This window comes from Pelomonas sp. V22, assembly GCF_030014915.1.
GTDB lineage: Bacteria > Pseudomonadota > Gammaproteobacteria > Burkholderiales > Burkholderiaceae_C > JAUASW01.
Map to the genome: position 1 here is coordinate 481,283 of NZ_JAGIXS010000002.1, position 24,169 is coordinate 505,451.

Here is a 24,169-nt window from a genome sequence, read left to right on the forward strand (position 1 = left end):
TGTGGGGGCTGTCATCTCAATCTCCCTTGAACTCTGGCTTCTGCTTCGCCACGAAGGCGTGATACGCCCGGTGGAAGTCCTGCGTCATCATGCAGATGGCCTGGGCTTGCGCCTCGGATTCGATGGCCTCGTCCACGCCCATGGACCATTCCTGGTGCAGCATCTTCTTGGTCATCGCATGGCCGAAGCTGGGGCCCGTGGCGATCTGCGCGGCCCATTGCATGGCTTCATCCAGCAGCGCCTCGGGCTCGTGCAGGCGGTTGAAGAAGCCCCAGCTCAGGCCCTCCTCGCCGCCGAGCGAGCGGCCGCTGTAGAGCAGGTCCGAGGCCCTGCCCTGGCCCACGATGCGCGGCAGGATGGCGCAGGCGCCCATGTCGCAGCCGGCCAGGCCCACGCGGGTAAACAGGAAAGCCGTCTTGCTGCGGGCCGTGGCCACGCGCAGGTCCGAGGCCATCGCCATGATGGCGCCGGCGCCGGCGCAGACGCCGTCGATGGCCGCGATGATGGGCTGCGGGCAGGCGCGCATGGCCTTGACCAGGTCGCCGGTCATGCGGGTGAAGGCCAGCAGGTCGGGCATGGGCATCTGCGTGAGCGGGCCGATGATCTCGTGCACATCGCCGCCCGAGCAGAAGTTGCCACCAGCGCCCTGCACCACGATGGCCCGCACCTCATCCACGTATTCCAGGCGGCGGAACAGATCGCGCAGCTCGGCATAGGACTCGAAGGTGAGCGGATTCTTGCGCTCGGGCCGGTTCAGGGTGATCAGGCCAACCGCGCCCTCGATGCGCCAGCCGAAATGCTGGGGCTGCCAGCCCGCTAGGCTTTGCAGGTTGCCGCCCTGCAGGTGCGTGTTCTTCGATGCCGTCATGGCGATGCGTCCTTGGTCTTGTGCTGGCTTTCCAGCATCAGCAAATGGCTCTTCAGGCCGGAGAGCAGGCCATAGACCTGCTGCTTGTCTTCCGCGCTCCAACCGCTCAACAGCTCCACCACCCATTGCTCATGCGTCGCAGCCCAGCGCTTGAACTGGCGGCGGCCGGCCGGCGTGAGCCGCACGGTGAACGAGCGGCGGTCGCTGGGATGGGTTTCGCGCAGCACCAGGCCTTCGGCCTCCAGCTGGTCGGTGATGCCGGTGACATTGCCGCCGGTGACCATCAGGCGCCTTGAGAGCTCGCGCATCGTGAGCCCCTGCGGATGACGCTCCAGCTGGGCGAGCAGGTCGAAGCGCGGCAAGGTGGTGCCGAACTCCCCGCGCAGCCGTGCGCGGATCTGGTCCTCGACCCGCGTGGTGCAGGCCAGCAGGCGCAGCCAGAGCTTGAGCGCCTGGTGGTCGTCGTCGCTGACCCGCGATTCCAGGTCGGGGTCGGGTCCGGCTTGGTCCTGCAAGGCCATCAGGCGGTCTCCCCGCCGCAGATGGCGATGGCTTGTCCATTGACGCCGCCCGCCTCGGGGCGGGTGAGCCAAAGCACGCTGGCAGCCACCTCTTCCGGCGCGATCAGGCGACCTTGCGGATTCGCCTTGGCCAACTCGGCGAGGGCCTCGTCGGCCGTGCGGCCGGTCTTGGCCTGGATGGTCTCGATCGCCGTGGCAACGATCTCGGTCTCGGTATAGCCGGGGCAGACGGCATTGACCGTGATGCCGCTTTTCGCCAGCTCCAGCGCCAGCGCGCGCGTCATGCCCACCACACCATGCTTGGCCGCGCAATAGGCCGCCACATAGGCATAGCCCTTGAGCCCTGCCGTGCTGGCCACGTTGACGATGCGGCCAAAGCCGCGCTCGCGCATTGCCGGAATCACCGCGCGGCTGCAGAGGAAAGTGCCCGTGAGGTTGACGTTCAGCATCCGCTGCCAGGCCTCGAGCGAAGTCTTGGCCAGCGGCGCGGTCTCGACCTGGCCCGCGTTGTTGATCAGCAGGTCGACCGGGGCGATGGCCGCGAAAGCCGCCGACACGCTGGCCTCGTCGCCCACATCGCAGACTTGCACGGCCACATCGCCCAGCCTCTGCTGCTGCGCCTGCAAGCGCTGCAGGTTTCGACCCATCAGCGTGACCTGATGCCCCTCCTTCAGCAGCGAGACCGCAACAGCAGCACCGATGCCGCTGCCACCGCCGGTGACGACTGCGTGCAAGGGCGCCGTCATACGCCCAGCGCCTTGTTGGCCTGCTCGGCCGCCGCGAGGCCGGCGCCACGCTGGCGCTCGAACTCGCGCTCCAGCTGCTGCTTGCCGGAAAGATAGGGCAAGGGCCAGTCCAGGCCCGCAGGGCCCGCATAGCCGATGCGCGCGGCCTCGGTCAGTGTCCAGGCCGGGTTGGCCAGGTGCGGCCGCGCCACGGCGCAGAGGTCGGCGCGGCCGGCGGCGATGATGCTGTTCACATGGTCGGCCTCGGAGATGGCGCCCACGGCGATGGTGGCGATGCCCACGCGGTTGCGGATGTTCTCGGAGAACGGTGTCTGGTACATGCGGCCGTAGACCGGCTTTTGCGCCTTGCTGACCTGGCCGGAGGACACGTCGATCAGGTCGGCACCGGCGGCCTTGAAGGCGGCCGCGATTTGCACCGAATCTTCCGGCGTGATGCCGCCCGCCACCCAGTCATGCGCGGAGATCCGCACTGACATCGGCCGCTCGTCGGGCCAGGCGGCGCGCATCGCGCGGAAGACTTCGAGCGGGTAACGCAGCCGGTTTTCCAGGCTGCCGCCGTACTCATCGTCCCGGTGATTGGTCAGCGGCGAGATGAAGCTCGACAGCAGATAGCCATGGGCGCAGTGCAGCTCCAGCCAGTCGAAGCCGGCCTCGGCCGCGCGCCGGGTGGCGGCGACGAAGTCGTCGCGGACCCGGTCCATATCGGCGCGGTCCATGGGCTTGGCGGTCTGGCTGATGCCGTTCAGGTACTGCTGGCTTGATGCGGCCAGCAGCGGCCAGTTGCCCGATTCCAGCGGCAGATCCTCACCGCCCTGCCAGGGCACGCGGGTCGATCCCTTGGGTCCGGCATGGCCCAGCTGCATGGCGATCTTGGCGCTGGTGCGCTGGTGAACGTGATCGACGATGCGCCGCCAGCCCTGCATCTGCTCGTCGTTCCAGAGGCCCGGGCAGCCCAGCGTGATGCGGGCATCGGGTGAGGTGCAGCTCATCTCGGCGAACACCAGGCCGGCACCGCCCATGGCACGGGCGCCGAGGTGGACCAGGTGGTAGTCGGCCGGCAGGCCGTCCACGCAGCTGTACTGCGCCATCGGCGAGACGACGACGCGGTTCTTCAACGTGAGGCCGCGCAGCTGGAACGGCGTGAACATCGGTGGCACCTGCGCGTCCAGGCCCGACTGCTTTGCCAACCAGCGCTCGAAGCCGCCCACGTAGCGCGGGTCACGCAGGCGCAGGTTCTCGTGCGAGATGCGCTGCGAGCGGGTCAAGAGCGAATAGGCGAACTGCTGCGGGTCGAGCCGCGCATGGCGCTCCACGTTCTCGAACCATTCGGTCGAGTTGCGCGCCGCGTTCTGGATGCGCAGCACCTCGATGCTGCGCGTGGCCTGGTAGGCGTCGAGCGCAGCCTTCAGATCGCCCGGGCGAGCTCCGATATCACGGGCGAGATCGATAGCATCCTCCAAGGCCAGCTTGGTGCCGGAGCCGATGGAGAAATGAGCCGTGTGGGCGGCATCGCCCATCAGCACGACGGGCACCTTGCCGTTGTGGTGCACCCAGGTCTTGCAGACCACGCGCGGAAAACGAATCCATTGCGCCGAGCCGCGCAGGTGGGCGGCGTTCGACATCAGCGAATGCCCGTCCAGCACCTTGGCGAACAGCCTCTCGCAGAAGGCGATGCCCTCCTCCTTCGTCATCTGCTCCAGGCCGGCGGCCTGCCAGACCGCCTCGGGCGTCTCGACGATGAAGGTCGAGGTCTCGCCGTCGAACTTGTAGGCGTGGGCCTGGAACCAGCCCCATTCGGTCTCCTGAAAGTCGAAAGTGAAGGCGTCGAACAGCTTCTTCGTGCCGAGCCAGACGAAACGGCAATTGCGCAGGTCGATATCGGGCTGGTAGGTGGCGGCGTATTTCTGGCGCAGGCGGCTGTTCAGGCCATCGGCCGCAATGATCAGGTCGGCCTCGATGCCGGCATCGTCCTGCACGTCCTGCTCGTAGCGCAGCTCGACGCCCAATTCCAGGCAACGGCGCTGCAGGATGGACAGCAGTTGCTTGCGGCCTATGCCGCAGAAACCATGGCCACCCGAGACCACCGTCTCACCGGCTATGTGGACGGCAATGTCGTCCCAGTGGTTGAAAGCGTCGAGGATCTCGGCTGCGCTCTGTGGGTCGGCCTCGCGCAAGGCGGCCAGCGTCTGGTCGGAAAAGACCACGCCCCAGCCGAAGGTGTCGCCGGCGCGGTTGCGCTCCAGCACCACCACCTCGTGGGCGGGGTTCTGCTTCTTCATCAGGAGGGCGAAATAGAGGCCGGCGGGGCCGCCGCCTATGCAGCAGATGCGCATGGTGTTGCTGTCGACTCGCGGTTCTGAGTTCGGCGCACTTTAGGCCTAGATAGTTGAAGCGTCAACTAGATAGAAACACCGGCCACCGCCTTGACAGCTCGTTGGAATTAACCGACACCACGGCCCAGGCATCCTTGCTAAGGTCCGGCCCGAATTTCATCCGCTGAACACCTCGCCATGCCACGCCTCTGGGACATCTCGCCCACCGTCTCGCCCGCAGCGCCGATCTTTCCCGGCGACGAGCCCTATGCCCTGCGCTGGACCGCACGGCTGTCGCCGGACTGCCCGGTCAACTTGAGCGCGATCACCATGTCGCCCCATGTCGGCGCCCATGCCGATGCGCCGCTGCACTATGGCAATGGCGAGGCGAGTGCCGCCGAGGTCGACCTGCAGGCCTACCTGGGCCCTTGCCGCGTGATTCATGCGATCAACTGCGGGCCGCTGATTCGCATCGAGCATTTGCAACATGCCACCGCTGACCTACCGCCCCGTGTGCTGGTGCGCTGCTGCCAGAAGGCCGACGAGCAATGGAACCCCGGCTTCACCGCCTATGCGCCCGAGACGGTGGAATGGCTGGCGGCGCAAGGCGTGAAGCTGATTGGCCTCGACACGCCCTCAGTCGACCCCGCCAGCAGCAAGACCCTGGACAGCCATCAGCAGCTCTTGCGCCTGCAACTGCGCGTGCTGGAGAACCTGGTGCTGGATGAGGTGCCGGAAGGCGACTACGAGCTGATCGCCCTGCCGCTGAAGCTGGCCGGCGCCTGCGCCTCGCCGGTGCGTGCCGTGCTCCGAGAACTGTGATGACGACGATGACCATGAGAACCCGACAAGACTGCCAAGTCCTCGACGACGAAGACACGCTGCGCGAGCTGCGCCATCTGTTCAGCCTGCCGCCCGGCGTGATCTACCTGGACGGCAATTCGCTCGGCGTGCTGCCGCGCGAGACGGCCGCCCGCGTGCAGCAGGTGATCCAGCAGGAATGGGGCACCGACCTGATCAAGAGCTGGAACACGGCCGGCTGGATGGACCTGCCGGGCCGCATCGGCGACAAGATCGGCCGCCTGATCGGTGCTCGTCCCGGCGAATGCGTGGTGGCCGATTCGACCTCGCTGAATCTCTACAAGGTGCTGTCCGCCGCCCTGCAGATGGCGCGCGCCGACGCGCCCGAGCGCCGCGTGATCGTCTCGGAGCGCAGCAATTTCCCGACCGACCTTTACATCGCCGAAAGCCTGGCGCGCCAGCATGGGGCCGAGCTGCGCCTGATCGATGCGGTGGAAGACCTGCCTGCCGCGCTGAACAGCGAGCTGGCCGTGCTGATGCTGACCCAGGTGAACTATCGCAGCGGCTACATGCACGACATGAAGGCCGTCACTTCGGCTGCCCACGCGGCGGGCGCGCTGGTGATCTGGGACCTGGCCCATTCGGCCGGAGCGCACGAGGTGGACCTGAACGGCGCCGGGGCCGACTTCGCCGTCGGCTGCGGCTACAAGTACTTGAACGGCGGCCCCGGTGCGCCGGCCTTTGTCTGGGTGAATCCCAAGCATGCCGAACGCTTCTGGCAACCGCTGTCCGGCTGGCTCGGCCATGCCGCGCCCTTCCAGTTCACGCCCAACTACCAACCGGCACCCGGCATCCGTCGCTACATCGCCGGCACGCCCGCCATCCTCTCGACGGCGGCGCTGGAGTGTGGGGTCGATACGCTGCTCGCAGCTGAGCCCTTCGGCGGCATGGCGGCCCTGCGCCACAAGTCGGTGGCGCTGTGCGAGCTCTTCATCGAGCTGGCCGAGGCGCGCTGCGGGTCGCTCGGCGTGCGGCTCTCCTCGCCGCGCGAGGCCAAGCAGCGCGGCAGCCAGGTCTGCCTGAGCCTCGCTGCGCCGCTGCAGGAAGCGGGCTATGCGGTGATGCAGGCCCTGATCGCGCGCGGCGTGATCGGCGACTTCCGTGCCGGCGACCCGGCTCGGCTCGCCGAGGTGCCGCACATCCTGCGTTTTGGCTTCACGCCGCTCTACATCGGCTACGCCGAAGTCTTCGATGCGGTCGAGCACCTGCATGCCGTGCTGTCGAGCGAAGAATGGCGAGAGGCTCGTTTCAACCAGAAAGCAGCGGTGACCTGAGATGAGCTGCCCTCACCAACACCCGACCGAGTCCATCGTCAAGGAAGAAGGCGCGCAGCTGGATTTTTCGAAAGACATGAGCTACGGCGACTACCTGCAGCTGGACCAGATCCTCAGCGCCCAGAAGCCGCTCTCGCCCGAGCACAACGAGATGCTCTTCATCATCCAGCACCAGACCTCAGAGCTGTGGATGAAGCTGATGCTGCACGAGCTGCATGGCGCCGTGGCCTGCGTGGCCAGCGACCAGTTGCCCGAAGCCTTCAAGATGCTGGCGCGGGTCTCGCGCATCATGGAGCAGCTGGTCCATGCCTGGGACGTGCTGTCGACGATGACGCCGCCCGAGTACACGGCGATCCGGCCTTACCTCTCGAGCAGCAGCGGCTTCCAGAGCTGGCAGTACCGCGAGATCGAGTTCATGCTGGGCAACAAGAACCCGGCGATGCTGAAGCCCCATGCCCACCGGCCCGACTTGCTCAACCAGGTACAGGCCGCCTACCAGTCGCCCTCGCTGTACGACGAGGTGCTGCGCCTGATGGCACGCCGCGGCATCGCCATGCCCGAGAGCCACACACAGCGTGACTGGACAGGGGCCTATGTGATGAGCGACGAGGTCAAGGCCGGCTGGCTTTCGGTCTATCGAGACCCGAAGAGCCATTGGGACCTCTACCAGATGGGCGAGGAACTGGTAGACCTGGAAGACGCCTTCCGGCTCTGGCGCTTCCGCCATGTCACCACGGTCGAACGGGTCATTGGCTTCAAGCGCGGCACCGGCGGCACGGGCGGCGTCAGCTACCTGCGCAAGATGCTAGACGTGGTCCTGTTCCCTGAGCTTTGGGCGCTGCGCACCGAGCTATAGGAGAATCGGCGCTTCTGCCCCCGAAAGCCCAGCGCCCGGCCCACGAGGCCCGGCCGCATCCTGGAGAGAAGCGCCGAATGGACACCCGTACCCACACCATCACGCTGCGCCTTGAGCGCATCCGCGACGCTCTGCGCGCCAACGGCTGCCACGCCGCGCTGATCCCCTCGGCTGACCCCCACCTCTCCGAATACCTGCCCGATCGCTGGCAGGGCCGCCAATGGGCTTCGGGCTTCACCGGCTCGGTGGCCACCCTGGTCGTGACGCTGGACGGCGCCGCCTTGTTCGCCGACAGCCGCTACTGGACGCAGGCCGAGGCCGAGCTGGCCGGCACGGGCATCACCCTCGTCAAGGTGATGACGGCCGCCGCCTCCAACTACATCGACTGGATCGTCGCCAATCTGCCGAAGGGCCAGACGCTGGCCGTGGATGGTCAGGTGCTGGGCCTCGCCCTCGCGCAGCAGATCCGCACGGCGCTGAGCAGCGCCGGCCTGAACCTGAACACGCAAGTCGACGTGATTGCCAGCAGCTGGGACGACCGCGCCGGCCTGCCGACGGCCGCCGTCTACGAGCACCTGCCACCGCAGGCGAGCGTCAGCCGCGCGGACAAGCTCGCCCATGTGCGTGCCGCCATGGCCGCCCGGGGTGCCAGCCACCACTTCATCTCCACCGTCGACGACGTGGCTTGGCTGCTCAACCTGCGCGGCGCCGACGTCAGCTACAACCCGGTCTTCATGGCTCATCTGCTGCTGGATGGCGAGCAGGCCACGCTGTTCATCGCGCCCGGCAAGATCGATGCGGCGCTGCAGGCCCGCTTGGCTAGCGACGGCGTGAAGATCGCTGCCTATGAGCAGGCCCCCGCCGCCCTGGCCGCCCTGCCCGCTTCGGCCACGCTGCTGGTCGACCCGCGCCGCGTGACCCTGGGCCTGCGCGAAGCCGTGCCGGCCGCCGTGCGCGTGATCGAGGCGATCAACCCCAGCACCCTGGCCAAGAGCCGCAAGACCGCCGACGAGGCCGTCCATGTGCGCGAAGCCATGGCCCAGGACGGCGCCGCCATGTGCGAGTTCTACGCCTGGTTCGAGGCCGCCTTGGCCGCCGGCGAGCGCATCACCGAGCTGACCGTGGACGAGCACCTGAGCGCCGCCCGCGCGCGCCGCCCGGGCTTCAAGGGCCTGAGCTTCAACACCATCGCCGGCTTCAATGCCAACGGCGCCTTGCCCCACTACCGCGCCACCGAGGAATCGCACAGCGAGATCAAGGGCGACGGCCTCTTGCTGATCGACTCCGGCGGCCAGTACCTGGGCGGCACGACCGACATCACCCGCGTCTGGCCCATCGGCCAGGTCAGCGCCGCGCAGAAGCGCGACTACACCCTGGTGCTGAAGGGCACGCTGGCACTCTCGCGCACCTGCTTCCCGCGCGGCACGCTGAGCCCCATGCTGGACGCCATCGCCCGCGCGCCGCTGTGGGAGCAGGGCCTCGACTACGGCCATGGCACGGGCCACGGCGTTGGCTATTTCATGAACGTGCACGAAGGCCCGCAGAGCATCTCCAAGGCCGTGCCGGAAGCCACGATGGCGATGGAGCCCGGCATGATCACCTCCATCGAGCCGGGCATCTACCGTCCCGGCCAATGGGGCGTGCGCATCGAGAACCTGGTGCTCAACGTGGCGCTCGAGACCACCGAGAACGGCCAGTTCGGCGACATGCTGACCTTCGAAACGCTGACGCTGTGCCCGATCGACACCCGCTGCATCGACCTGGCCCTGATGCGCCCGGACGAGATCGCCTGGCTGAACCGCTACCACGCCGAGGTGCGCCGCAGCCTCCAGCCCCTGGTCGAGGGTGCGGCCCTGGCCTGGCTGATGGAGCGCACCGCGGCGATCTGAATCAGCGCCGGAATCGAGCGACGAAAGGCGATTTCCTAGCCTTGACCGGCCTGGAAGCGCTCCGGATGGGCACCTAGACTTGTTTGCAGAGGCCGCCGCTTCGGCGGCCCTGCAGCAGGAAACAGCAGGAGCGCATCATGAACACCAAGAGCCTTCTCGCCACCGCCCGCAGCTGGCGCCATCAGCCGCAGGGCCCCAAGACCTACCTGCACCGCTTCTCCGACAGCGCGCTGCACACGACCTTGATGATTGCCATCGTGGTCGTGGCTTCGCTGGCGGTGGTCAAGGCCATCGAGGTGGGCGTCACCGTCTGGCAATTGGACAAGGTCGTGGTCACCGGCCGACCCAGCAGCCGCTGAGCCCCAGACGCCGGGATCCTCCTGGCTACATCTGCCGGAACAGGTGCAGGTAGCTGCGGCTGACCGGCAGCACCTCGGAGCGGCCGCGCAGATGGATGTCGGCCGTTTCGTTCGGCCCGCGGGTCAGGTGGCTGACCGAACGCAGATTCACCACCACCGAGCGGTGGACCTGGGCAAAGAAGCGGGGGTCGAGCTGCTCCATCAGCTCGCGGATCGACATCCGTATCAAGGCCTCCCCTTCGGCCCAGACCACCAGCGTGTACTTCTCGTCCGAGCGCAGGAAATCGACCTGGTCGACCGGGATCAGCTTCAGCGTCTGGCCCACCGAGGCGCGCAGCCATTGCAGATAGCCCTCACCCGCCGGGCTCGCCGCCACGGCCGGCCGCCTCAGCACATCGGCCAGTTGCTCGATGGCGGCTTCCAGCTGGGCGCTGTTCATCGGTGCCGCCGCAGGCGCCGGCTTGTCGCCGAGGCGCTCGCGCAGGCGGGCTACGGTGTCCTGCAGGCGCGACTCCTCGAAGGGCTTGACCAGGTAGTCCAGCGCACCCTGCTCGAAGGCCTGGACTGCGTACTGCTCATAGGCGGTGACGAAGACCAGCTGGGCGCGACGGCCGATCTGACGGGCCGCTTCCACGCCGTTCAGGCCGGGCATGTGCACGTCCAGGAAGACGATGTCGGGCCGGTGCTGCTCGAACAGCTCCACGGCCTCGCGGCCATTGCGGGCCTGGGCGACGATCTGCAGCTCCGGCCAGGTCTGGGCCAGGGAACGGGCCAGGCTGTCGCGCAGCAAGGGCTCGTCGTCGGCAATCAACGCGGTGGGCTGGACGGTGGCATTCATGGCTTGAACTCGATCTCGGCGCGCAGGCCATGGGGCTGGTTTTCGGTCAGGTCCAGGCGGGCGTCGCTGCCATAGAACATCAGCAGGCGCTCACGCAGATTGCGCAGGCCGGTGCCCGAGCCGACCGACTGGGTCAGGCCGACGCCGCTGTCGCTGCACCAGATGCGCACCCGGCCATCGCCCCCTTGCTCGCCGCCCAGCTCGATGCGACCGCCCACCTCGCTGGGGTCGATGCCGTGGCGCACTGCGTTCTCCACCAGGGTCAACAGCGCCATCGGCGGGAAGCGCAGGCGATGCAGGCTCGCGGGCAGGTCGATGGCATAGCTGAGCCGGTCGGGCATGCGCAGATGCATCAGCTCCAGGTAGGAGCGCACCAGGCCCAGTTCGTCGCTGAGGTTGGAGGTCTCGTCATGCAGGCGCGGCATGGCCGCCCGCAGGTAGCTGATCAGGCTGCGCAGCACCGGCGCCGCCTGGGGTGAGCCGGTCTCGACCAGGGCGCGGATATTGGCCAAGGTGTTGAACAGGAAATGCGGCTCGACCTGGGCCTGCAACAGGCGCAAGCGGGCGTCCAGCGCCCGCCGTTCAAGCTCGCTGCGCTCCAGCTCGAAGCGCAGCGCCTGGTTGCGAGCCTCGGTGTCGCGCTGGCGGTAGAGCGCGCCCATGGCCAGCAGCGGCGCCACCAGCAGGCCGGAGCCGGCGATCCACAGAAACCCGAGCACCCGGCCTTCGCTGCGCAGCAGCACCGCCACATCCCCGCCGACCGACACGAGGTAGACCAGCAAGGTGGCCAGCGGCACCGTGAGCACCACCGCCACCACCTGCAGGAACCAGCGCGCCAGCCAGCGCGGCAGGCTGCGCGGCCATTGGCCTACGGCCGAGAAAGCGAGCAAGCCCAGCAAGGCGACGAACAAGGTGCGGCCGAGCAGCACCGACAGCGGGGTGATGAAGATCGGGTCGAGCAGCACCGCCGCCAGAGCGCCCAGGGCCAGGGCCAGGGCGACACGGCGGGCCGACAGCGAGCCGACAAAGCCTTGCCAGGCCTCGCGATGGCTGGGCAGCGGCAGGGGGGTCGAGGGGGAGCCAGACGTCATGGTCGCCAGCGTAACGACTGGCGGCGGCCCGACCAAGGGTTGGAACCCGCCCAGGCGACGAACGACGGTTTGCGGCCCTTGAGAGGCGACGCACAATGCGGCATCCCACCAGGAGCTTCCCATGACAATGATCCGCAAATTCCTGATTGCCCTGAGCAGCTTGGCCGTCCTGGCCCTGCTGCCACTGTCCAGCGCCAGCGCCCAGGCCACGGGCCCAGACCAGGTGGTCTACCACCTGAGCGACACCGCCAGCCAGGCGCTGGGCGGCCTGCGCAACATCAAGAATCATCTCGACACCGACCCCACGGCCAAGATCACCGTCGTGGCCCATGCCCAGGGCGTGGATTTCCTGATGCAGGACGCCAAAGACCGCAATGGCAATCCCTACGAGATCGCGGTGCAGGAACTGGTGGGCCGGGGCGTGAAGTTCGAGGTCTGCGAGATCACGCTGAAGAACCGGGGCCTGAAGAAGGAGCAGTTCATCGCCGAAGCGCAGTTCACGCCCTCGGGCGTAGTGCGCCTGGCCAAGCTGCAGCGCCAGGGCTACGCCTACATCCGACCCTGATCCGGGCCCGGATTCCGGCGCTGGCCTGCCGTTGATGGCCAGGTGGCTTCAAGCCGCCGTGCCGCACATCACCACGTCGCGGCCGGCGTTGACGGCAAAGCGCAAGGCCTCGGCCGGGCTGGACCAGGCAAAGCCGCCGGCCAGCGCTTCCTCGCGATAGGCCTCGCGCCGGGGCTTGTCGCCCCGCACGCGCATCACCACGACGGCGGCGATGTAGCCATAGGCACGGGGTTTTTCAATCGCACCCGCGTAGATCCGGTAATCCCCGGCGTCGACTTCTTCGAAATGCATGAACTGCTCCTGCGCGGCAGAACGGCGACCGCGAGAGCCGCACTGTGCGCGCCGGCTCGGGCAGCGGATATCGTCATTTGGTGGGGGGTGCCCCATGGTCCAGCCCCCTGTGGCTCACGTAAAACATAGCGCGTCCAAGGAAACCACGAGGTGAACAAGCGTTGATCCGCTTCGGCTCCATGAGCACCGTGCTGCTGCTGGGCGCCCTCTATGGCGCCCTGTTCATGCTGCTGCTGTGGTGGACGCCGCGCAACCGCGTTGCCAACCGTTTCCTGGCCTTGCTGCTGGCGGTGATCGCCTTGCAGTTGCTGCCCTACATCATTGGCTATGCCGGCTTTTACGATGCCTTCCCCTGGCTGTCCTACCTGCCCTATGAGGCCTCGCTCGCCTTCGGGCCGCTGCTGTACTTCTATGCGCGCAGCCTGAGCCGGCCGCAGCTGCCGCCGCGCTGGGGCTGGCACTTCGCGCCGGTGCTGCTGCAACTGGCCTACTACGGCGCGATCTTCGTGCGGCCGTTGGCTTTCAAGAATGCCTGGAACGACGCGACGCATGTGCCCTACATCGTGCCGCTGGAACAGCTGGCCACCTTCACCTCCATCGCCTGCTACTGGGGCCTGTCACTGCGCGACTATCGCGGCTACCAGCGCTGGCTGGCCGACAGCGTCAGCGACTGCGAGGACCACAACCTGGAGTGGCTGCGCAACTTCCTGATCGCGCTCGGCGTCACGCTGCTCTTGTGGGCAGGCCTCGCGGCACTGCAGCGCTGGGTGGTCAAGCTGAACTACTTCGAGGAGTTCCCGTTCTACCTGTGGTTCGCCTTGCTGTCGTATTACCTGGGCACCGAGGGTTACCGGCATGCCGGGCATCGCTACCCGGTCTGGGCCGAGATGCCGGCCGCACCTGCCATGCCGCCACCGCAGCCCGCCGCACGGGCTGGGATCAATTGGGCCGAGCGCGGCCAGCGCTGGCGGCAGCAGGTGCAGGAGCAAGGCTGGTGGCGCGACCCCGAGCTGAGTCTGCAGGAACTGGCCCGCTTGCTGGGCACCAACACCAGCGATCTGTCGCGGGCCTTCAACGAGGGCCTGGGTCAGAACTTCAACGAGCTGATCAATCGCATGCGGGTCGAAGCCATCCAGCAGGCACTCCAGGCAGGAAATGCCGGGCGCGGCTTGCTCGACATCGCCCTCGAAGCCGGCTTCAGCTCCAAGGCCAGCTTCAACCGCTGCTTCAAGCTCTATGCCGGCGAGACGCCCAGCGCCTACGCCGCTCGTCTCAAATCATAAAAAACCCGGGCGTCTCAGCGGCTTTGAGGCGCCAGCGGCGGCGCGAGTCCCTAGCTTCGGGGCTGTATCCACCCCGGAGATCGTGATGACGAGCCCCTTCCCTTTTTTAATACGCCATGCGCAGCGCTGGGCCAGCGCCGGCCTCGCCTGCCTGCTGCTTCAGACGGACAGCGCCAGCGAAGTGCGCGCCGAACCGCTGAGCGCCGACCAAGCGGCGCGCGAGGTCCGCATCCTCACGAAAGCCCTGAACAGCCTGCATCCGGCGCTGACCAAGTACCGCAGCCAGGTCGAGATAAGCGCCGCCTTTGCCCGCTTCGAGCAGCGCGGCCAGGCCGCTCGCAGCGCCGCCGAGATGTACCTGGCCGCCACCGAACTGGCCGCCGCCATCCGCTGCGGCCATACCTGGACCAACGTGCTGAACCAGGCCGGCGCGGCCAAGACTGGCCTGCTGGAGCCAGCCAACAAGCTGCCGCTGCTGCTGGGCCTGGTGGAAGGCCGCTGGCTGGTGCTGGCCAGTGCGGACCCCGCCGTGGCAGCGGGCGATGAGGTGCTGGCGGTGGACGGCGTCGGCGCGGCGCAGATGGTGGAGCGCCTGATGCCCTATCTGCGCGCCGACGGCAGCAGCGACGGCAAGCGCCTCCGCCAGCTCAGTCACGACCGCAACGACTACAGCCAGCTCGACATGCTGTGGCCCCTGCTCTCGCCTCCACAGGAGGGCCGCTATCGGGTCGAGCTGAGGCGCGCATCCGGCGAGCGGCTCACGCTGGCGCTGCAGGCCGTGAGCCTCTCGGAGCGGGAGGCCGCGCTCAGCGCCAGAGGGCGACTCACGCCGCCCTCCGAGGCCTGGACCTTCAAGGTCGACGGAGACGTTGCCACGCTCACCATGCCGAGCTGGAGCGTTTGGAACAGCAAGTTCGACTGGGCCGCCTTCATCGACGAAAGCTTTGCCCGGCTGAAGCGGGAGCAGGTGCCCCATCTGGTGATCGACATCCGCGCCAATGAGGGCGGCGACGGCGCCGTCGGCAATCGCCTGCTCTCGCACCTGATACGCGAGCCCCTCAGCTACCAGCGCCTGCAGAACGTCAGCAGCTACGAGCGCGTGCCCTATGCCCTGGCCCGCTACCTGGACACCTGGGACTACAGCTTCTTCGACCGCACTGGCGATGTGGAGCCGATCACTGTAGGCACGGCCGCCGGCAAGTTCCGGCTCAAGTCCAAGGCATCGTCGCCGGGCCTGATCACGCCCGTGGCCACGCCTTACGCGGGACAGGCCTTCGTGCTGGTCGGCGCCGAGAACAGCTCGGCCACTTTCGTCTTCGCCGACTTTGTGCAGCGGGCCCATGCGGCCACGCTCGTGGGCCAGCCCACCGGCGGGAACCAGCGCGGCCTGAACGGCGGCCAACTCGCCTGGGTGGTGCTGCCGCATTCCGGCGTGGCGGTGGACATTCCGCTGCTGGCTGCCGCCTACACCGAGGCCACGCCCGATGCGAGCGTCACGCCGGAACTGCTGGTGCAACCCAGCTTCGCGGCCGCGGCAGCGGGGCGCGATCTGGAGATGGAGGCTGTGGTGGCGAGGATCGCCCAACGGCGCAAGTAGCTGGATACACCGGGGCTGTCGGCTTGGCGCCACGCAGGACCGCCACATCGCATGGCCGACCTATCATCAATCGCAGCCTCGCCGACGGACCACCGGCCCGTGGCAGCTGCGCAAAAGGAGCCAAGCATGGGAATGACTGCGGTTCAGAACCCGGGCCTCGCCGCCCCCGAGGTGATGCCGGACGTCAACACGACGCCGCTGATCGATGTGCTGCTGGTGCTGCTCGTGATGCTGATCATTACCATCCCGACGCAGTTGCATGCGGTCACGCTGGATCTGCCCTCCGGCCCGCCACCGCAATCGCTCAAGACCCCGACGGTCGTTGAACTCTTCATCGACTTCGACGGCGCCGTGAGCTGGAACGGCCTGGCTGTTAGCCCTGCAACCCTGGAACAGCGCCTGGCCGACCTCGCAAGGCTGCCGAGCAGCGACCAGGCCGAGATCCACATCAAGCCGAACAGCGTCGCCGACTACGGACATGTCGCCGCCGTCATGGCCTCGGTCCAGCGCCACGGTCTGACCAAGATGGGCATGGTGGGCCAGGGGCGCTTCGCTCACTGAAACGAAGCACCGGAAAAGAAAAAAGCCACCGCTTTCGCGGTGGCTTTCTCGTTTGGCGGAGAGGGTGGGATTCGAACCCACGGTACCTTGCGGTACGCCTGATTTCGAGTCAGGTACATTCGACCACTCTGCCACCTCTCCAGGTTCGGCACTCGCGTGGTCTTCAGCGAGTCAAGCCCGCAAGTATAGCGGACTTTTTCAGGCCTCGGCAATCAGCCGCGTAAAATTTCAGTGCCGCCGAGGTAGGGGCGAAGCACCTCGGGCACGGTCACGCTGCCGTCGGCGTTCTGGTAGTTCTCCAGCACGGCCACCAGAGCACGACCCACAGCCAGACCGGAGCCGTTCAAGGTGTGGACCAGCTCGTTCTTGCCCTGCGCGTTCTTGAAGCGTGCCTGCATGCGGCGGGCCTGGAAGCCCTCGCAGTTCGAGCAGGAGCTGATCTCGCGATAGACACCCTGTGCCGGCACCCAGACCTCCAGGTCATAGGTCTTGGCGGCGCCAAAACCCATGTCGCCGGTGCACAGCGCCATCACGCGGTACGGCAGGCCCAGCTTCTGGAGGATGGCCTCGGCGTGGCCGACCATCTCTTCGAGCGCTTCGTAGCTCTTCTCCGGTTGCGTGACCTGCACCATCTCGACCTTGTCGAACTGGTGCTGGCGGATCATGCCGCGCGTGTCGCGGCCGGCGCTGCCTGCTTCGGAGCGGAAGCAGGGGCTGTGAGCGGTCAGCTTGATCGGCAGGCTGGCCATGTCGAGCACCTGTTCGCGCACCGTGTTGGTCAGCGAGATCTCCGACGTGGAGATCAGGTACTGCTCGACCTGCTCTTCGTCACCGCCGCGCAGCACCCAGAACATGTCTTCCTTGAACTTGGGCAATTGGCCCGTGCCCTCGAGCACCTCGCGGTTGACGATGTACGGCGTGTAGCACTCGGTGTAGCCATGCTCGTTGCTCTGCACGTCCAGCATGAACTGGGCGAGCGCGCGGTGCAGCTTGGCCATAGGGCCCTTCAAGAAGCTGAAGCGCGAGCCAGAGAGCTTGGCGCCGGTCTCGAAATCGAGGCCGAGGGCAGCGCCCACGTCCACATGGTCGCGCAGCTCGAAGTCGAACGTGCGGGGCGTGCCCCAGCGGCGCACTTCCACATTGCCCGATTCATCGGCACCCACCGGCACGCTCTCGTGCGGCAGGTTGGGCACGCTCATCAGCATGGTGTTCAGTTCAAGCTGGATGGCCTCCAGGCGCTCGGCGCTGGCCTTCAGTTCGTCGCCAATGCCGCCGACCTCGGCCATCAGGGCGCTGGCGTCTTCGCCCTTGCCCTTGGCCATGCCGATCTGCTTGGACAGGCTGTTGCGGCGGGCCTGCAGTTCTTCGGTGCGGATCTGCACGCCCTTGCGCTCGTGCTCCAGGGCCGAGAAGCGCTCGACGTCGAGGAAGGCTTGCGGCGTCTTGCGGGTTTCGAGTCGCGCGACCACGGCGTCGAGGTCTTTGCGGAGCAGGCTGATGTCTAGCATGGGGGATCCTTGATTCTTACGCGTGATTCTATGAAGCAGGCGCGGCGCCACCGGGGCGCCGCTCAATCGGATTGAGGCGTCGCCAGCGTCAAGATCGAGAGGAACTCAGCTCGGCCATGGACTTGTCACCAAGCCCCAATGGCAGCGGGAAGCGCACATGCTCTTCCACGCCTTCGAGCTTGCGCACGGCCGTGGCACCGAGGGCGCGCAGCCGCTCGATCACAGCCTGCACCAACACATCGGGCGCCGAGGCGCCGGCGGTCAGGCCTACGCGGCTGCGGCCTTCCAGCCACTCCGGCTTCAGGTCTTCCGCCGCATCGACCATGTAGGCCGGCGTGCCGAGACGCTCGGCCAGTTCGCGCAGGCGGTTGCTGTTGGAGCTGGTGGGGCTGCCCACGACCACCACCACATCGACCTGCGGCGCCAGCACCTTGACCGCGTCCTGGCGGTTTTGGGTGGCATAGCAGATGTCCTGCTTCTTCGGCTCGCGCACCAGCGGGAAATGCTTTTTTACGGCTGACAGGATCTCGGCCGCATCGTCCACGCTCAGCGTGGTCTGCGTGACCACGGCCAGCTTTTCGGGATTCGTGACGCGCACATGAGGCACGTCGCCGGCCTCTTCCACGAGGTAAATACCCTCGCTCAACTGGCCCATCGTGCCCTCGACCTCGGGATGCCCCTTGTGGCCGATCATGATGAATTCGTAGCCTTCCTTGCGCAGCTTGGCCACTTCCACATGGACCTTGGTGACCAGCGGGCAGGTGGCGTCAAAGACCTGGAAACCGCGCTCGGCCGCCTCCTGACGCACCGCCTGGCTCACGCCGTGGGCGCTGAACACCAGGGTGGCGCCGGGCGGCACCTCGGCCAGGTCCTCGATAAAAATTGCGCCGCGCGACTTCAGGTCGTTGACTACATAGGTGTTGTGCACGATCTCGTGGCGGACGTAGATCGGCGCGCCGAACTTCAGGAGCGCTCGCTCGACGATCTCGATGGCCCGGTCCACGCCGGCGCAGAAGCCGCGCGGCTCGGCCAGCACGATCTCCTGGGGTTCGATCTTGGCCACCGTCATCACAGCACCCCGATCACATGGACTTCAAAGCTCAGCGGCTGGCCGGCGAGCGGATGGTTGAAATCCATTAGCAGCCAGTCTTCACCCACTTCGCGCACCAGGCCGGCGTAGCCGCCCTGGCCGTCGGGCGTGGGGAACTGCACCACGTCGCCGACCGTGTATTCGGCATCCGGGTCGCCCAGCTCATGCAGGAGCGAGAGCTTCACGCGCTGCATCATCTCTTCGTTGCGCTCGCCAAAGGCCTCGCCCGGCGCCAGGGCCAGCGTGGTGCGCGTGCCCTCGGGCAGGCCGACCAAGCGGGCCTCGATGGCCGGCGCCAGTTCGCCCGTACCCATGGACAGCGTGGCCGGCTTGTCGTCGAAGGTGTTGATCAGATCGCCCCCATCCGGCCCGATCAGGCGGTAATGCAGGGTGAGGAAGGATCCGGCTTGAATGAGATTCACGGGCATCAGGGGTTCGATAGACTGCGCGGATTTTAAGGCCCCGGCCTTGTTCGCCCTTCCCTGCCCTCCGATGCCCCTGGATCAGCTCCCCAAAGAAGCCCGCCCGCGCGAGAAACTGCTGGCCCGGGGTGCCGCCTCACTGGCCGATGCCGAGCTGCTGGCGCTGCTGCTGCGCACCGGCATCAAAGGCCGGCCGGTGCTGCAGATGGCGCAGGACTTGCTGGACGAATTTGGCGGCTGGCCCGGCCTGCTGGGCGCCGACCTGCCGGCGCTCGCCAAGGTCAAGGGCCTTGGCCCGGCCAAGCGTGCCGAGATCGCCGCCGTGCTGGAAATAGCCCGTCGTTCGCTGCGCAGCGAGTTGCAGCAACGGCCGGTCTTCGATGCGCCGGAGCGGGTCAAGCAGTACTGCCGGCTGCACCTCGGGGAGCTCGGTCACGAGGTCTTCGCCGTGCTGTTCCTGGATGTGCAGCACCGGTTGATCGCGATGGAGACGCTGTTCAGAGGCACGCTTTCGCAAACAGCCGTCTACCCCCGTGAGATCGCCAAGCGGGCGCTCGAGCTCGGGGCGTCGGCCGTGATATTGGCGCACAACCACCCCTCGGGCGTGGCCGAGCCCTCCAGGGCCGATGAGCTGCTGACGCAGGGCCTGCAAAAGACGCTGGGCCTGCTGGACGTGCGCGTACTGGACCACCTGGTGGTCAGCGCCTCCGAGGTCGTCTCCTTCGCCGAGCGAGGCTTGCTGTGAAGCGCGAAGTACTCGGCCTCGCAGATCTGAAAGCGCTGCAGCGGGAGCTGAGCCTGCGCCGCAAGCTGGAAGAGGAGCGGCTGGAGCGCATCGCCGCCGCCCGTCGGCTGGCCGAGCAGGAAAAGCGCATCTTCGAACTGAGCATCGGGCCGGTAACGCCCTTGGCCGACAGTCGCCGCTATGAACACCCGGTCGAGCCGCCCGCCCCCGAGCCGCGCCAGCGCGAGGCCGACGAGCGCGCCGTGCTGCTGCAGGCTCTGTCGGACGACTTCGATGTCGAGACCTTGCTGGAGACCGACGAAACCCTGTCCTTCCGGCGTCCCGAGATCAGCGCCGAGGTGGTGCGCAAGCTGAGGCGTGGCCACTGGGCGCTGCAAGCACAGCTGGACCTGCACGGCCTGCGCCGCGACCAGGCTCGCGAGGCCTTGGGCCATTTCATCCATGAGTCCAAGCGGCGCGGCCTGCGCTGCGTGCGCGTGGTCCATGGCAAGGGCCACGGCTCGCCAGGGCGGGAGCCCGTGCTCAAGTCGCGGGTGCGGCGCTGGCTGGTGCAGAAGGTGGAAGTGCTGGCCTTTGTCCAGGCCCGCGCCAGCGAGGGTGGTGCGGGCGCCCTGATGGTGCTGCTCGCCTGAGCGAAGCTCCTCGGGTCAGCTCGCATTCTGGGCCAGCTCGCCAGCCGCTGGAACCGGCGGCAAACCCTCAGTTGCTAACGCCGCCAAATCCCACCTCGGGGCGGCTTGCGCCTCCCTGCCAACGGGCTTAGTCTGGCCCTGCAGTTTCCTGGTCATTGCTCTCATCCACCCACCGCTCGGAGGCATCCAATGAACATGGCACAACAACCGCAAGGCGCATCGCGCTTCACTGGCATCGGCATCGTGATCCTGGTCCATGCGCTGATGATTGCCGGCCTGAGCAGCGGCCTGGTACAGCGGGTGCTCAAGAAGGAACCGACGATCACCAAGGCCCGCGTGATCGAGCCGGATGAAACACCGCAGACACCGCCACCGCCGCGCAAGCCCATCGAGGATCCCACACAGCGAATGGTGATCCAGGACCCGGTCCTGATCCAGCCGCCCACCTTCGTCGAGGCCACGCAAATCGAGGCGCCACCTAACGCCCCACCGAATCCGCTGCGCGCCGGCACAGGCTCCGATCCAAGGCCGGTCGTCGTCGCCCCGGTCGAGAAGGCAAGCGTTCCCACGGTCGTCACGCCCGGCATGGTCTGTACGAAGATGGGCAAGCCCGACCTGCCCAGCGTGAACTGGGCCGGCGATGCGCTCTTCAGGGTGCAGGCCACGGTGCATGCCGGCCGGGTCACGGCCACCGAGTTCACCGTGCTCGCCGGCGCGATGGACCCCAAGACCCGCCGTGCCCTTCAGTCGGCCATTGCCAACGCGCTGCGCGACACCTACGAATGCCCGGGCGAGCACCGCTTCGAGCAAGAGTTCAACATCCGCGTCGAGTAGGCAGGGAGCCCGGCGACGGGCGCGTCCTAGACGTTCCTCATCCAGTCCGCGGTGTTCATGAACGCCGCATCCAGCCTCTCACGCAGCGCCGGGTCGAGCTCGCACTCGAGCATGGCCTGGCGCATGCAATCCATCCACTGGTCGCGCTCACGGATGCCAATGCGGAACGGCATGTGGCGGGCCCGCAGTCGCGGGTGGCCGAAGCGCTCGATGTAGTGATCGGGCCCGCCGAGCCAGCCGCACAGAAACCAGTGCAGCTTGTCGCGCGAGCCGTCGAGGAGGGGTGGGTGAACAGCGCGCAGCGCCGCGTAGGCGCTCTCGAGGTCCATCAGGTCATAGAAGCGGTCGACCAGTTGGCGCACGGCTGCTTCGCCGCCCACCCAGTCGAAGGCTGTAGCCGGCTTGCCGGCGGACTCCTCGGGGATCACTTCAGGTCAGCAGGCGATTGGCCAGCGCCTTGACGCCTTGCGCGGCTTCGCTGCCCGGGTACTGCTCGATCAGCAGCTGGCGCTTCAGCACGGCTTGACGCACGGTGGCGTCGTTGCGCACTTCGCCGAGCAGGTCGAGCCGGAAGGCCGAGCCCGGCTGCTGGCCGACGAAGCGCTGCAGCACCTGCTGCAACTGGCCGCAAATCAGACGGCCCTCGCCCAGACGTGAAGCCTGGTTGACCAGCAAGCCCACCTGACGGCGGCCCTGCTGCGTGGCCAGCACCTTGATGGTGGCGTAGGCATCGGTGAGCGAGGTCGGTTCGGGCGTGGCCACCACCATCACGTCGGTGGCCAGCGAGACGGCAAACAGCACCACGTCGGAGATGCCGGCGCCGGTGTCCAGCAGCACCCAGTCGAAGCGTGGCTTGACCTGGTCGATGATGGCCAGCAGGCGGTCGCGCACCTCGGGCGTGAGCCGCGAGTACTCGACCATGCCTGAACCGGCCAGCAGCACGGAGAAACCGCCGGGCGCGGGCAGGATGGCCTGCTCCAGCGTGGCCTTGTCGGTGAACACATCGTGCAGCGTGAGCTTGGGATGCAGGTTCAGCACCACATCCAGATTGGCTAGGCCGAGGTCGGCATCCAGCACAAGCACGCGCTCGCCCCGGGCGGCCAGAGCCGCTGCCAGATTGGCGGTGACAAAGGTCTTGCCCACGCCGCCCTTGCCGCTGGTGACGGCCAGGGTGCGGGCACCGCCGGTGCGGGCGGGACGTTGGGGGGCGGCCGGAATTGCGCTCATGCTCATTCGCCGTCCTGAAGCTGCGACGCAGCAAACAACATGCCTTTTTCCTCGGCGCTCACCAGCGATTCCATTTGTGCTTCCAGGCAGGTACGGTTGCGGCCCTCGGCCTTGGCACGGTAGAGCTGGCGATCGGCCCGCTCCATCCACAGCAGCGAGGACGAGCGCACCCATTGCGGGGCAAAGGCGCCGCCCACGCTGATGGTCACGCCGATGCGCTGGCTCGGTGATACATCGAGCTTCAAGTCGGCCACCTGCTCGCGCATGCGCTCGGCGACGGTGAGGCCGAAGCTGGGCGGGCAGTTGGGAAGGATGATGGCGAACTCTTCGCCACCCACGCGAGCCACGGTGTCCATGGGGCGCACCACGTCGCTGATGGCACGGGCCACGGCCTGGATCACCAGGTCGCCCGCCGCATGGCCGTGGGTGTCGTTCACCGCCTTGAAGTGATCGATATCAAGCACCAGCAGAAGGGCCGACTCACCCGAACGCGCCACGCGATCGACCTCGCGCGACAGCGCCATCTCGAAGCTGCGGCGGTTGACGAGGCCGGTCAGGGCGTCCTTGCTGGAGAGGTCGCAGAGCGCGTCTATCACGCCTTGCAGCCAGGCGGCGCTATAGGGTTCGGCCTCGGGCAGCAGGGCCCCGGCCTGCTGCAACAACTGCAGGGCGGGGTCCAGCGCCAGATGGCGGGCGTGGATCAGCGGTGGCGGGGCGGGGGTGTTCAAGGCGCTTGGTATCGTGTCGCGGCAGTCTAGCAGCGGCACAGCCGGGAGCATGTCTGGAAACGAATTGTGATTCAAGCCGCAGTTTCACCCATGCAATTGCCGGCCCGGTACCTCGGCTTGGGGGCAGAATAGGCGGCAATCGCCCAGCAGCGTTGCCGGGCGCCGAGTGTCAGCGCCAAAAGCCAAAGAAGTCAAAGAGCCCCCTACATGCCCGCTGCCCCGAACGCATCGTCCGCCTCGGAGTCGATCGACCACGAGTTCAGCTTCAGCAAGGCCGACTTCGACCGCGTTCGCCAACTGATCTACCAGCACGCCGGCATCAGCCTGCACGAGGGCAAGCAGGCCATGGTCTACAGCCGCTTGTCGCGGCGGCTGCGCGACACCGGCTACAACAGCTTCGCCAGCTACCTGCAATGGCTGGAGCAGAGCAGCGGCCCTCAAGGCGCCGCCGAGTGGCAGGAGTTTGTCAACTGCCTGACCACCAACCTCACCTCCTTCTTCCGCGAAGACCATCACTTCCATGCGCTGGCGGATGACCTGAAGGCCATCAACGCGAGGCCCATCCGCATCTGGTGCTGCGCCGCCTCCACCGGCGAAGAGCCCTACTCCATCGCCATGACCTGCCATGAGGCGCTCGGTGCCAGCGCACCGATGCAGATCGTCTGCAGCGACATCGACACCAATGTGCTCAATACCGCCCGGCGCGGCGTCTACGGTGCCGACTCACGCGGCCTGAACCATGTGCGGTTGCGCAACTACTTCCTGAAGGGGACGGGCGCCAACGAGGGCAAGATCCGCATCAAGCCCGAGCTGGCGCGCTGGATCGAGTTCCGCACGCTCAACCTGATGGACACGCAGTGGTCGCTCGGCGATCCTTTCCACATCGTGTTCTGCCGCAACGTGATGATCTATTTCGACGGCCCGACACAGCGCAAGGTGCTGGAGCGCATCCACCGCGTGATGAAGCCCGGGGGCCTGCTCTTCGTCGGCCACTCGGAGAACTTCACCGAGTCCAAGGACTTGTTCCGCCTGCGCGGCAAGACCATCTACGAGCGCGTCTGACCGCCGGCC

The 24,169-nt window shown here is 67.1% G+C and carries 26 protein-coding genes and 1 tRNA gene; 13 read left to right on the forward strand and 14 right to left on the reverse strand.

The annotated features are described in order from the left end of the window. Window positions 1-16: 16 nt before the first annotated feature. Genes J7U46_RS11530 through J7U46_RS11545 form a run of 4 tightly spaced genes read right to left on the reverse strand, consistent with a single transcriptional unit; the run spans window position 17 to window position 4,468 of the window. The gene (locus tag J7U46_RS11530; protein WP_282825895.1) at window positions 17-868 is read right to left on the reverse strand and encodes an enoyl-CoA hydratase family protein; all 852 of its coding nucleotides are present in this window, start codon (window positions 866-868) and stop codon (window positions 17-19) included. Then, window positions 865-1,389: a MarR family transcriptional regulator gene (locus tag J7U46_RS11535; RefSeq protein ID WP_282825897.1), complete on the reverse strand. Its 525-nt coding sequence runs from the start codon at window positions 1,387-1,389 to the stop codon at window positions 865-867. The genes J7U46_RS11530 and J7U46_RS11535 overlap by 4 nt, the downstream gene beginning before the upstream one ends. Next, window positions 1,389-2,135 (reverse strand): SDR family oxidoreductase, encoded by a 747-nt coding sequence (locus tag J7U46_RS11540; RefSeq protein ID WP_282825899.1) that lies wholly within the window; start codon window positions 2,133-2,135, stop codon window positions 1,389-1,391. The genes J7U46_RS11535 and J7U46_RS11540 overlap by 1 nt, the downstream gene beginning before the upstream one ends. Beyond that, complete coding sequence (locus tag J7U46_RS11545) at window positions 2,132-4,468, reverse strand: bifunctional salicylyl-CoA 5-hydroxylase/oxidoreductase (RefSeq protein WP_282825901.1); 2,337 nt, start codon at window positions 4,466-4,468, stop codon at window positions 2,132-2,134. The genes J7U46_RS11540 and J7U46_RS11545 overlap by 4 nt, the downstream gene beginning before the upstream one ends. A 177-nt stretch (window positions 4,469-4,645) precedes the next feature. Between J7U46_RS11545 and kynB the strand changes: the two genes are divergently transcribed. The 5 genes from kynB to J7U46_RS11570 all read left to right on the forward strand — a co-directional run bounded on the left by kynB (window position 4,646) and on the right by J7U46_RS11570 (window position 9,686). Then, the gene (gene kynB, locus J7U46_RS11550; RefSeq protein WP_282825903.1) at window positions 4,646-5,269 is read left to right on the forward strand and encodes an arylformamidase; all 624 of its coding nucleotides are present in this window, start codon (window positions 4,646-4,648) and stop codon (window positions 5,267-5,269) included. 14 nt (window positions 5,270-5,283) lie between these two features. Further along, window positions 5,284-6,582: a kynureninase gene (gene kynU, locus J7U46_RS11555; RefSeq protein WP_282825905.1), complete on the forward strand. Its 1,299-nt coding sequence runs from the start codon at window positions 5,284-5,286 to the stop codon at window positions 6,580-6,582. A 1-nt stretch (window position 6,583) separates the two neighbouring features. Continuing rightward, window positions 6,584-7,438, forward strand: a complete 855-nt coding sequence (gene kynA / locus J7U46_RS11560; RefSeq protein ID WP_282825907.1) for a tryptophan 2,3-dioxygenase — start codon at window positions 6,584-6,586, stop codon at window positions 7,436-7,438. A gap of 77 nt (window positions 7,439-7,515) precedes the next feature. Next, window positions 7,516-9,327 (forward strand): aminopeptidase P family protein, encoded by a 1,812-nt coding sequence (locus J7U46_RS11565; RefSeq protein WP_282825909.1) that lies wholly within the window; start codon window positions 7,516-7,518, stop codon window positions 9,325-9,327. Window positions 9,328-9,464: 137 nt separating this feature from the next. Further along, window positions 9,465-9,686 carry a hypothetical protein gene (locus tag J7U46_RS11570; RefSeq protein WP_282825911.1) on the forward strand — a complete coding sequence of 74 codons (222 nt, stop codon included), beginning with the start codon at window positions 9,465-9,467 and terminating at the stop codon, window positions 9,684-9,686. Window positions 9,687-9,711: 25 nt separating this feature from the next. Here the strand turns inward: J7U46_RS11570 and J7U46_RS11575 are convergent, their stop codons facing one another. Both J7U46_RS11575 and J7U46_RS11580 read right to left on the reverse strand, forming a co-directional pair. Next, window positions 9,712-10,524, reverse strand: coding sequence for a LytTR family DNA-binding domain-containing protein (locus J7U46_RS11575; RefSeq protein ID WP_282825913.1), 813 nt, complete (start codon window positions 10,522-10,524; stop codon window positions 9,712-9,714). Then, complete coding sequence (locus J7U46_RS11580; protein ID WP_282825915.1) at window positions 10,521-11,615, reverse strand: histidine kinase; 1,095 nt, start codon at window positions 11,613-11,615, stop codon at window positions 10,521-10,523. The genes J7U46_RS11575 and J7U46_RS11580 overlap by 4 nt, the downstream gene beginning before the upstream one ends. A 127-nt stretch (window positions 11,616-11,742) precedes the next feature. On the opposite strand from J7U46_RS11580, the gene J7U46_RS11585 reads away from it, so the two are divergent. Continuing rightward, window positions 11,743-12,180 carry a DsrE family protein gene (locus J7U46_RS11585; RefSeq protein WP_282826216.1) on the forward strand — a complete coding sequence of 146 codons (438 nt, stop codon included), beginning with the start codon at window positions 11,743-11,745 and terminating at the stop codon, window positions 12,178-12,180. 48 nt (window positions 12,181-12,228) lie between these two features. Here J7U46_RS11585 and J7U46_RS11590 read toward each other — a convergent pair whose 3' ends face one another. Beyond that, the gene (locus J7U46_RS11590; protein WP_282825917.1) at window positions 12,229-12,471 is read right to left on the reverse strand and encodes a hypothetical protein; all 243 of its coding nucleotides are present in this window, start codon (window positions 12,469-12,471) and stop codon (window positions 12,229-12,231) included. 161 nt (window positions 12,472-12,632) lie between these two features. On the opposite strand from J7U46_RS11590, the gene J7U46_RS11595 reads away from it, so the two are divergent. The 3 genes from J7U46_RS11595 to J7U46_RS11605 all read left to right on the forward strand — a co-directional run bounded on the left by J7U46_RS11595 (window position 12,633) and on the right by J7U46_RS11605 (window position 15,912). After that, complete coding sequence (locus J7U46_RS11595; protein WP_282825919.1) at window positions 12,633-13,754, forward strand: helix-turn-helix domain-containing protein; 1,122 nt, start codon at window positions 12,633-12,635, stop codon at window positions 13,752-13,754. Between the two features lie 85 nt (window positions 13,755-13,839). Beyond that, window positions 13,840-15,351, forward strand: a complete 1,512-nt coding sequence (locus J7U46_RS11600) for a S41 family peptidase (protein WP_282825920.1) — start codon at window positions 13,840-13,842, stop codon at window positions 15,349-15,351. Between the two features lie 126 nt (window positions 15,352-15,477). After that, entirely contained in the window at window positions 15,478-15,912 is a 435-nt protein-coding gene (locus J7U46_RS11605; RefSeq protein ID WP_282825921.1) for a biopolymer transporter ExbD, read from the forward strand. Between the two features lie 53 nt (window positions 15,913-15,965). Here J7U46_RS11605 and J7U46_RS11610 read toward each other — a convergent pair. The 4 genes from J7U46_RS11610 to J7U46_RS11625 form a co-directional block, all read right to left on the reverse strand. After that, window positions 15,966-16,053 (reverse strand) — tRNA-Ser (locus tag J7U46_RS11610). 71 nt (window positions 16,054-16,124) lie between these two features. Continuing rightward, window positions 16,125-17,420, reverse strand: coding sequence for a serine--tRNA ligase (gene serS, locus J7U46_RS11615; protein WP_282825922.1), 1,296 nt, complete (start codon window positions 17,418-17,420; stop codon window positions 16,125-16,127). An 88-nt stretch (window positions 17,421-17,508) separates the two neighbouring features. Then, window positions 17,509-18,489 (reverse strand): 4-hydroxy-3-methylbut-2-enyl diphosphate reductase, encoded by a 981-nt coding sequence (gene ispH, locus J7U46_RS11620; protein ID WP_282825923.1) that lies wholly within the window; start codon window positions 18,487-18,489, stop codon window positions 17,509-17,511. After that, window positions 18,489-18,938 (reverse strand): FKBP-type peptidyl-prolyl cis-trans isomerase, encoded by a 450-nt coding sequence (locus tag J7U46_RS11625; RefSeq protein WP_282825925.1) that lies wholly within the window; start codon window positions 18,936-18,938, stop codon window positions 18,489-18,491. The genes ispH and J7U46_RS11625 overlap by 1 nt, the downstream gene beginning before the upstream one ends. 64 nt (window positions 18,939-19,002) lie before the next feature. On the opposite strand from J7U46_RS11625, the gene radC reads away from it, so the two are divergent. From radC to J7U46_RS11640, 3 genes are all read left to right on the forward strand, one after another. Beyond that, window positions 19,003-19,677, forward strand: a complete 675-nt coding sequence (gene radC / locus J7U46_RS11630) for a DNA repair protein RadC (RefSeq protein WP_282825927.1) — start codon at window positions 19,003-19,005, stop codon at window positions 19,675-19,677. Continuing rightward, window positions 19,674-20,309, forward strand: coding sequence for a Smr/MutS family protein (locus J7U46_RS11635; protein ID WP_282825929.1), 636 nt, complete (start codon window positions 19,674-19,676; stop codon window positions 20,307-20,309). Before radC ends, J7U46_RS11635 begins: the two co-directional genes overlap by 4 nt. Before the next feature lie 189 nt (window positions 20,310-20,498). Continuing rightward, window positions 20,499-21,143, forward strand: coding sequence for a hypothetical protein (locus tag J7U46_RS11640; RefSeq protein ID WP_282825931.1), 645 nt, complete (start codon window positions 20,499-20,501; stop codon window positions 21,141-21,143). A 26-nt stretch (window positions 21,144-21,169) separates the two neighbouring features. Here J7U46_RS11640 and J7U46_RS11645 read toward each other — a convergent pair whose 3' ends face one another. The 3 genes from J7U46_RS11645 to J7U46_RS11655 are packed head-to-tail and all read right to left on the reverse strand — an operon-like array spanning window position 21,170 to window position 23,098. Continuing rightward, complete coding sequence (locus J7U46_RS11645; protein WP_282826218.1) at window positions 21,170-21,568, reverse strand: group II truncated hemoglobin; 399 nt, start codon at window positions 21,566-21,568, stop codon at window positions 21,170-21,172. Between the two features lie 4 nt (window positions 21,569-21,572). Further along, entirely contained in the window at window positions 21,573-22,370 is a 798-nt protein-coding gene (locus J7U46_RS11650) for a MinD/ParA family protein (protein ID WP_282825933.1), read from the reverse strand. Window positions 22,371-22,372: 2 nt separating this feature from the next. After that, window positions 22,373-23,098: a GGDEF domain-containing protein gene (locus J7U46_RS11655; RefSeq protein WP_282825935.1), complete on the reverse strand. Its 726-nt coding sequence runs from the start codon at window positions 23,096-23,098 to the stop codon at window positions 22,373-22,375. Between the two features lie 207 nt (window positions 23,099-23,305). Here J7U46_RS11655 and J7U46_RS11660 point away from each other — a divergent pair, with 207 nt between their 5' ends. Beyond that, the gene (locus J7U46_RS11660) at window positions 23,306-24,160 is read left to right on the forward strand and encodes a CheR family methyltransferase (RefSeq protein ID WP_282825937.1); all 855 of its coding nucleotides are present in this window, start codon (window positions 23,306-23,308) and stop codon (window positions 24,158-24,160) included. Window positions 24,161-24,169 lie beyond the last annotated feature (9 nt).

What these genes read in the sequence shown, in the direction of transcription:
- J7U46_RS11530 (WP_282825895.1), bottom strand. Translation starts at nt 868, where the DNA reads ATGACGGCATCGAAGAACACGCACCTGCAGGGCGGCAACCTGCAAAGC.
- J7U46_RS11535 (WP_282825897.1), bottom strand. Translation starts at nt 1,389, where the DNA reads ATGGCCTTGCAGGACCAAGCCGGACCCGACCCCGACCTGGAATCGCGG.
- J7U46_RS11540 (WP_282825899.1), bottom strand. Translation starts at nt 2,135, where the DNA reads ATGACGGCGCCCTTGCACGCAGTCGTCACCGGCGGTGGCAGCGGCATC.
- J7U46_RS11545 (WP_282825901.1), bottom strand. Translation starts at nt 4,468, where the DNA reads ATGCGCATCTGCTGCATAGGCGGCGGCCCCGCCGGCCTCTATTTCGCC.
- kynB (WP_282825903.1), top strand. Translation starts at nt 4,646, where the DNA reads ATGCCACGCCTCTGGGACATCTCGCCCACCGTCTCGCCCGCAGCGCCG.
- kynU (WP_282825905.1), top strand. Translation starts at nt 5,284, where the DNA reads ATGAGAACCCGACAAGACTGCCAAGTCCTCGACGACGAAGACACGCTG.
- kynA (WP_282825907.1), top strand. Translation starts at nt 6,584, where the DNA reads ATGAGCTGCCCTCACCAACACCCGACCGAGTCCATCGTCAAGGAAGAA.
- J7U46_RS11565 (WP_282825909.1), top strand. Translation starts at nt 7,516, where the DNA reads ATGGACACCCGTACCCACACCATCACGCTGCGCCTTGAGCGCATCCGC.
- J7U46_RS11570 (WP_282825911.1), top strand. Translation starts at nt 9,465, where the DNA reads ATGAACACCAAGAGCCTTCTCGCCACCGCCCGCAGCTGGCGCCATCAG.
- J7U46_RS11575 (WP_282825913.1), bottom strand. Translation starts at nt 10,524, where the DNA reads ATGAATGCCACCGTCCAGCCCACCGCGTTGATTGCCGACGACGAGCCC.
- J7U46_RS11580 (WP_282825915.1), bottom strand. Translation starts at nt 11,615, where the DNA reads ATGACGTCTGGCTCCCCCTCGACCCCCCTGCCGCTGCCCAGCCATCGC.
- J7U46_RS11585 (WP_282826216.1), top strand. Translation starts at nt 11,743, where the DNA reads ATGATCCGCAAATTCCTGATTGCCCTGAGCAGCTTGGCCGTCCTGGCC.
- J7U46_RS11590 (WP_282825917.1), bottom strand. Translation starts at nt 12,471, where the DNA reads ATGCATTTCGAAGAAGTCGACGCCGGGGATTACCGGATCTACGCGGGT.
- J7U46_RS11600 (WP_282825920.1), top strand. Translation starts at nt 13,840, where the DNA reads ATGACGAGCCCCTTCCCTTTTTTAATACGCCATGCGCAGCGCTGGGCC.
- J7U46_RS11605 (WP_282825921.1), top strand. Translation starts at nt 15,478, where the DNA reads ATGGGAATGACTGCGGTTCAGAACCCGGGCCTCGCCGCCCCCGAGGTG.
- serS (WP_282825922.1), bottom strand. Translation starts at nt 17,420, where the DNA reads ATGCTAGACATCAGCCTGCTCCGCAAAGACCTCGACGCCGTGGTCGCG.
- ispH (WP_282825923.1), bottom strand. Translation starts at nt 18,489, where the DNA reads ATGACGGTGGCCAAGATCGAACCCCAGGAGATCGTGCTGGCCGAGCCG.
- J7U46_RS11625 (WP_282825925.1), bottom strand. Translation starts at nt 18,938, where the DNA reads ATGCCCGTGAATCTCATTCAAGCCGGATCCTTCCTCACCCTGCATTAC.
- radC (WP_282825927.1), top strand. Translation starts at nt 19,003, where the DNA reads ATGCCCCTGGATCAGCTCCCCAAAGAAGCCCGCCCGCGCGAGAAACTG.
- J7U46_RS11640 (WP_282825931.1), top strand. Translation starts at nt 20,499, where the DNA reads ATGAACATGGCACAACAACCGCAAGGCGCATCGCGCTTCACTGGCATC.
- J7U46_RS11650 (WP_282825933.1), bottom strand. Translation starts at nt 22,370, where the DNA reads ATGAGCGCAATTCCGGCCGCCCCCCAACGTCCCGCCCGCACCGGCGGT.
- J7U46_RS11660 (WP_282825937.1), top strand. Translation starts at nt 23,306, where the DNA reads ATGCCCGCTGCCCCGAACGCATCGTCCGCCTCGGAGTCGATCGACCAC.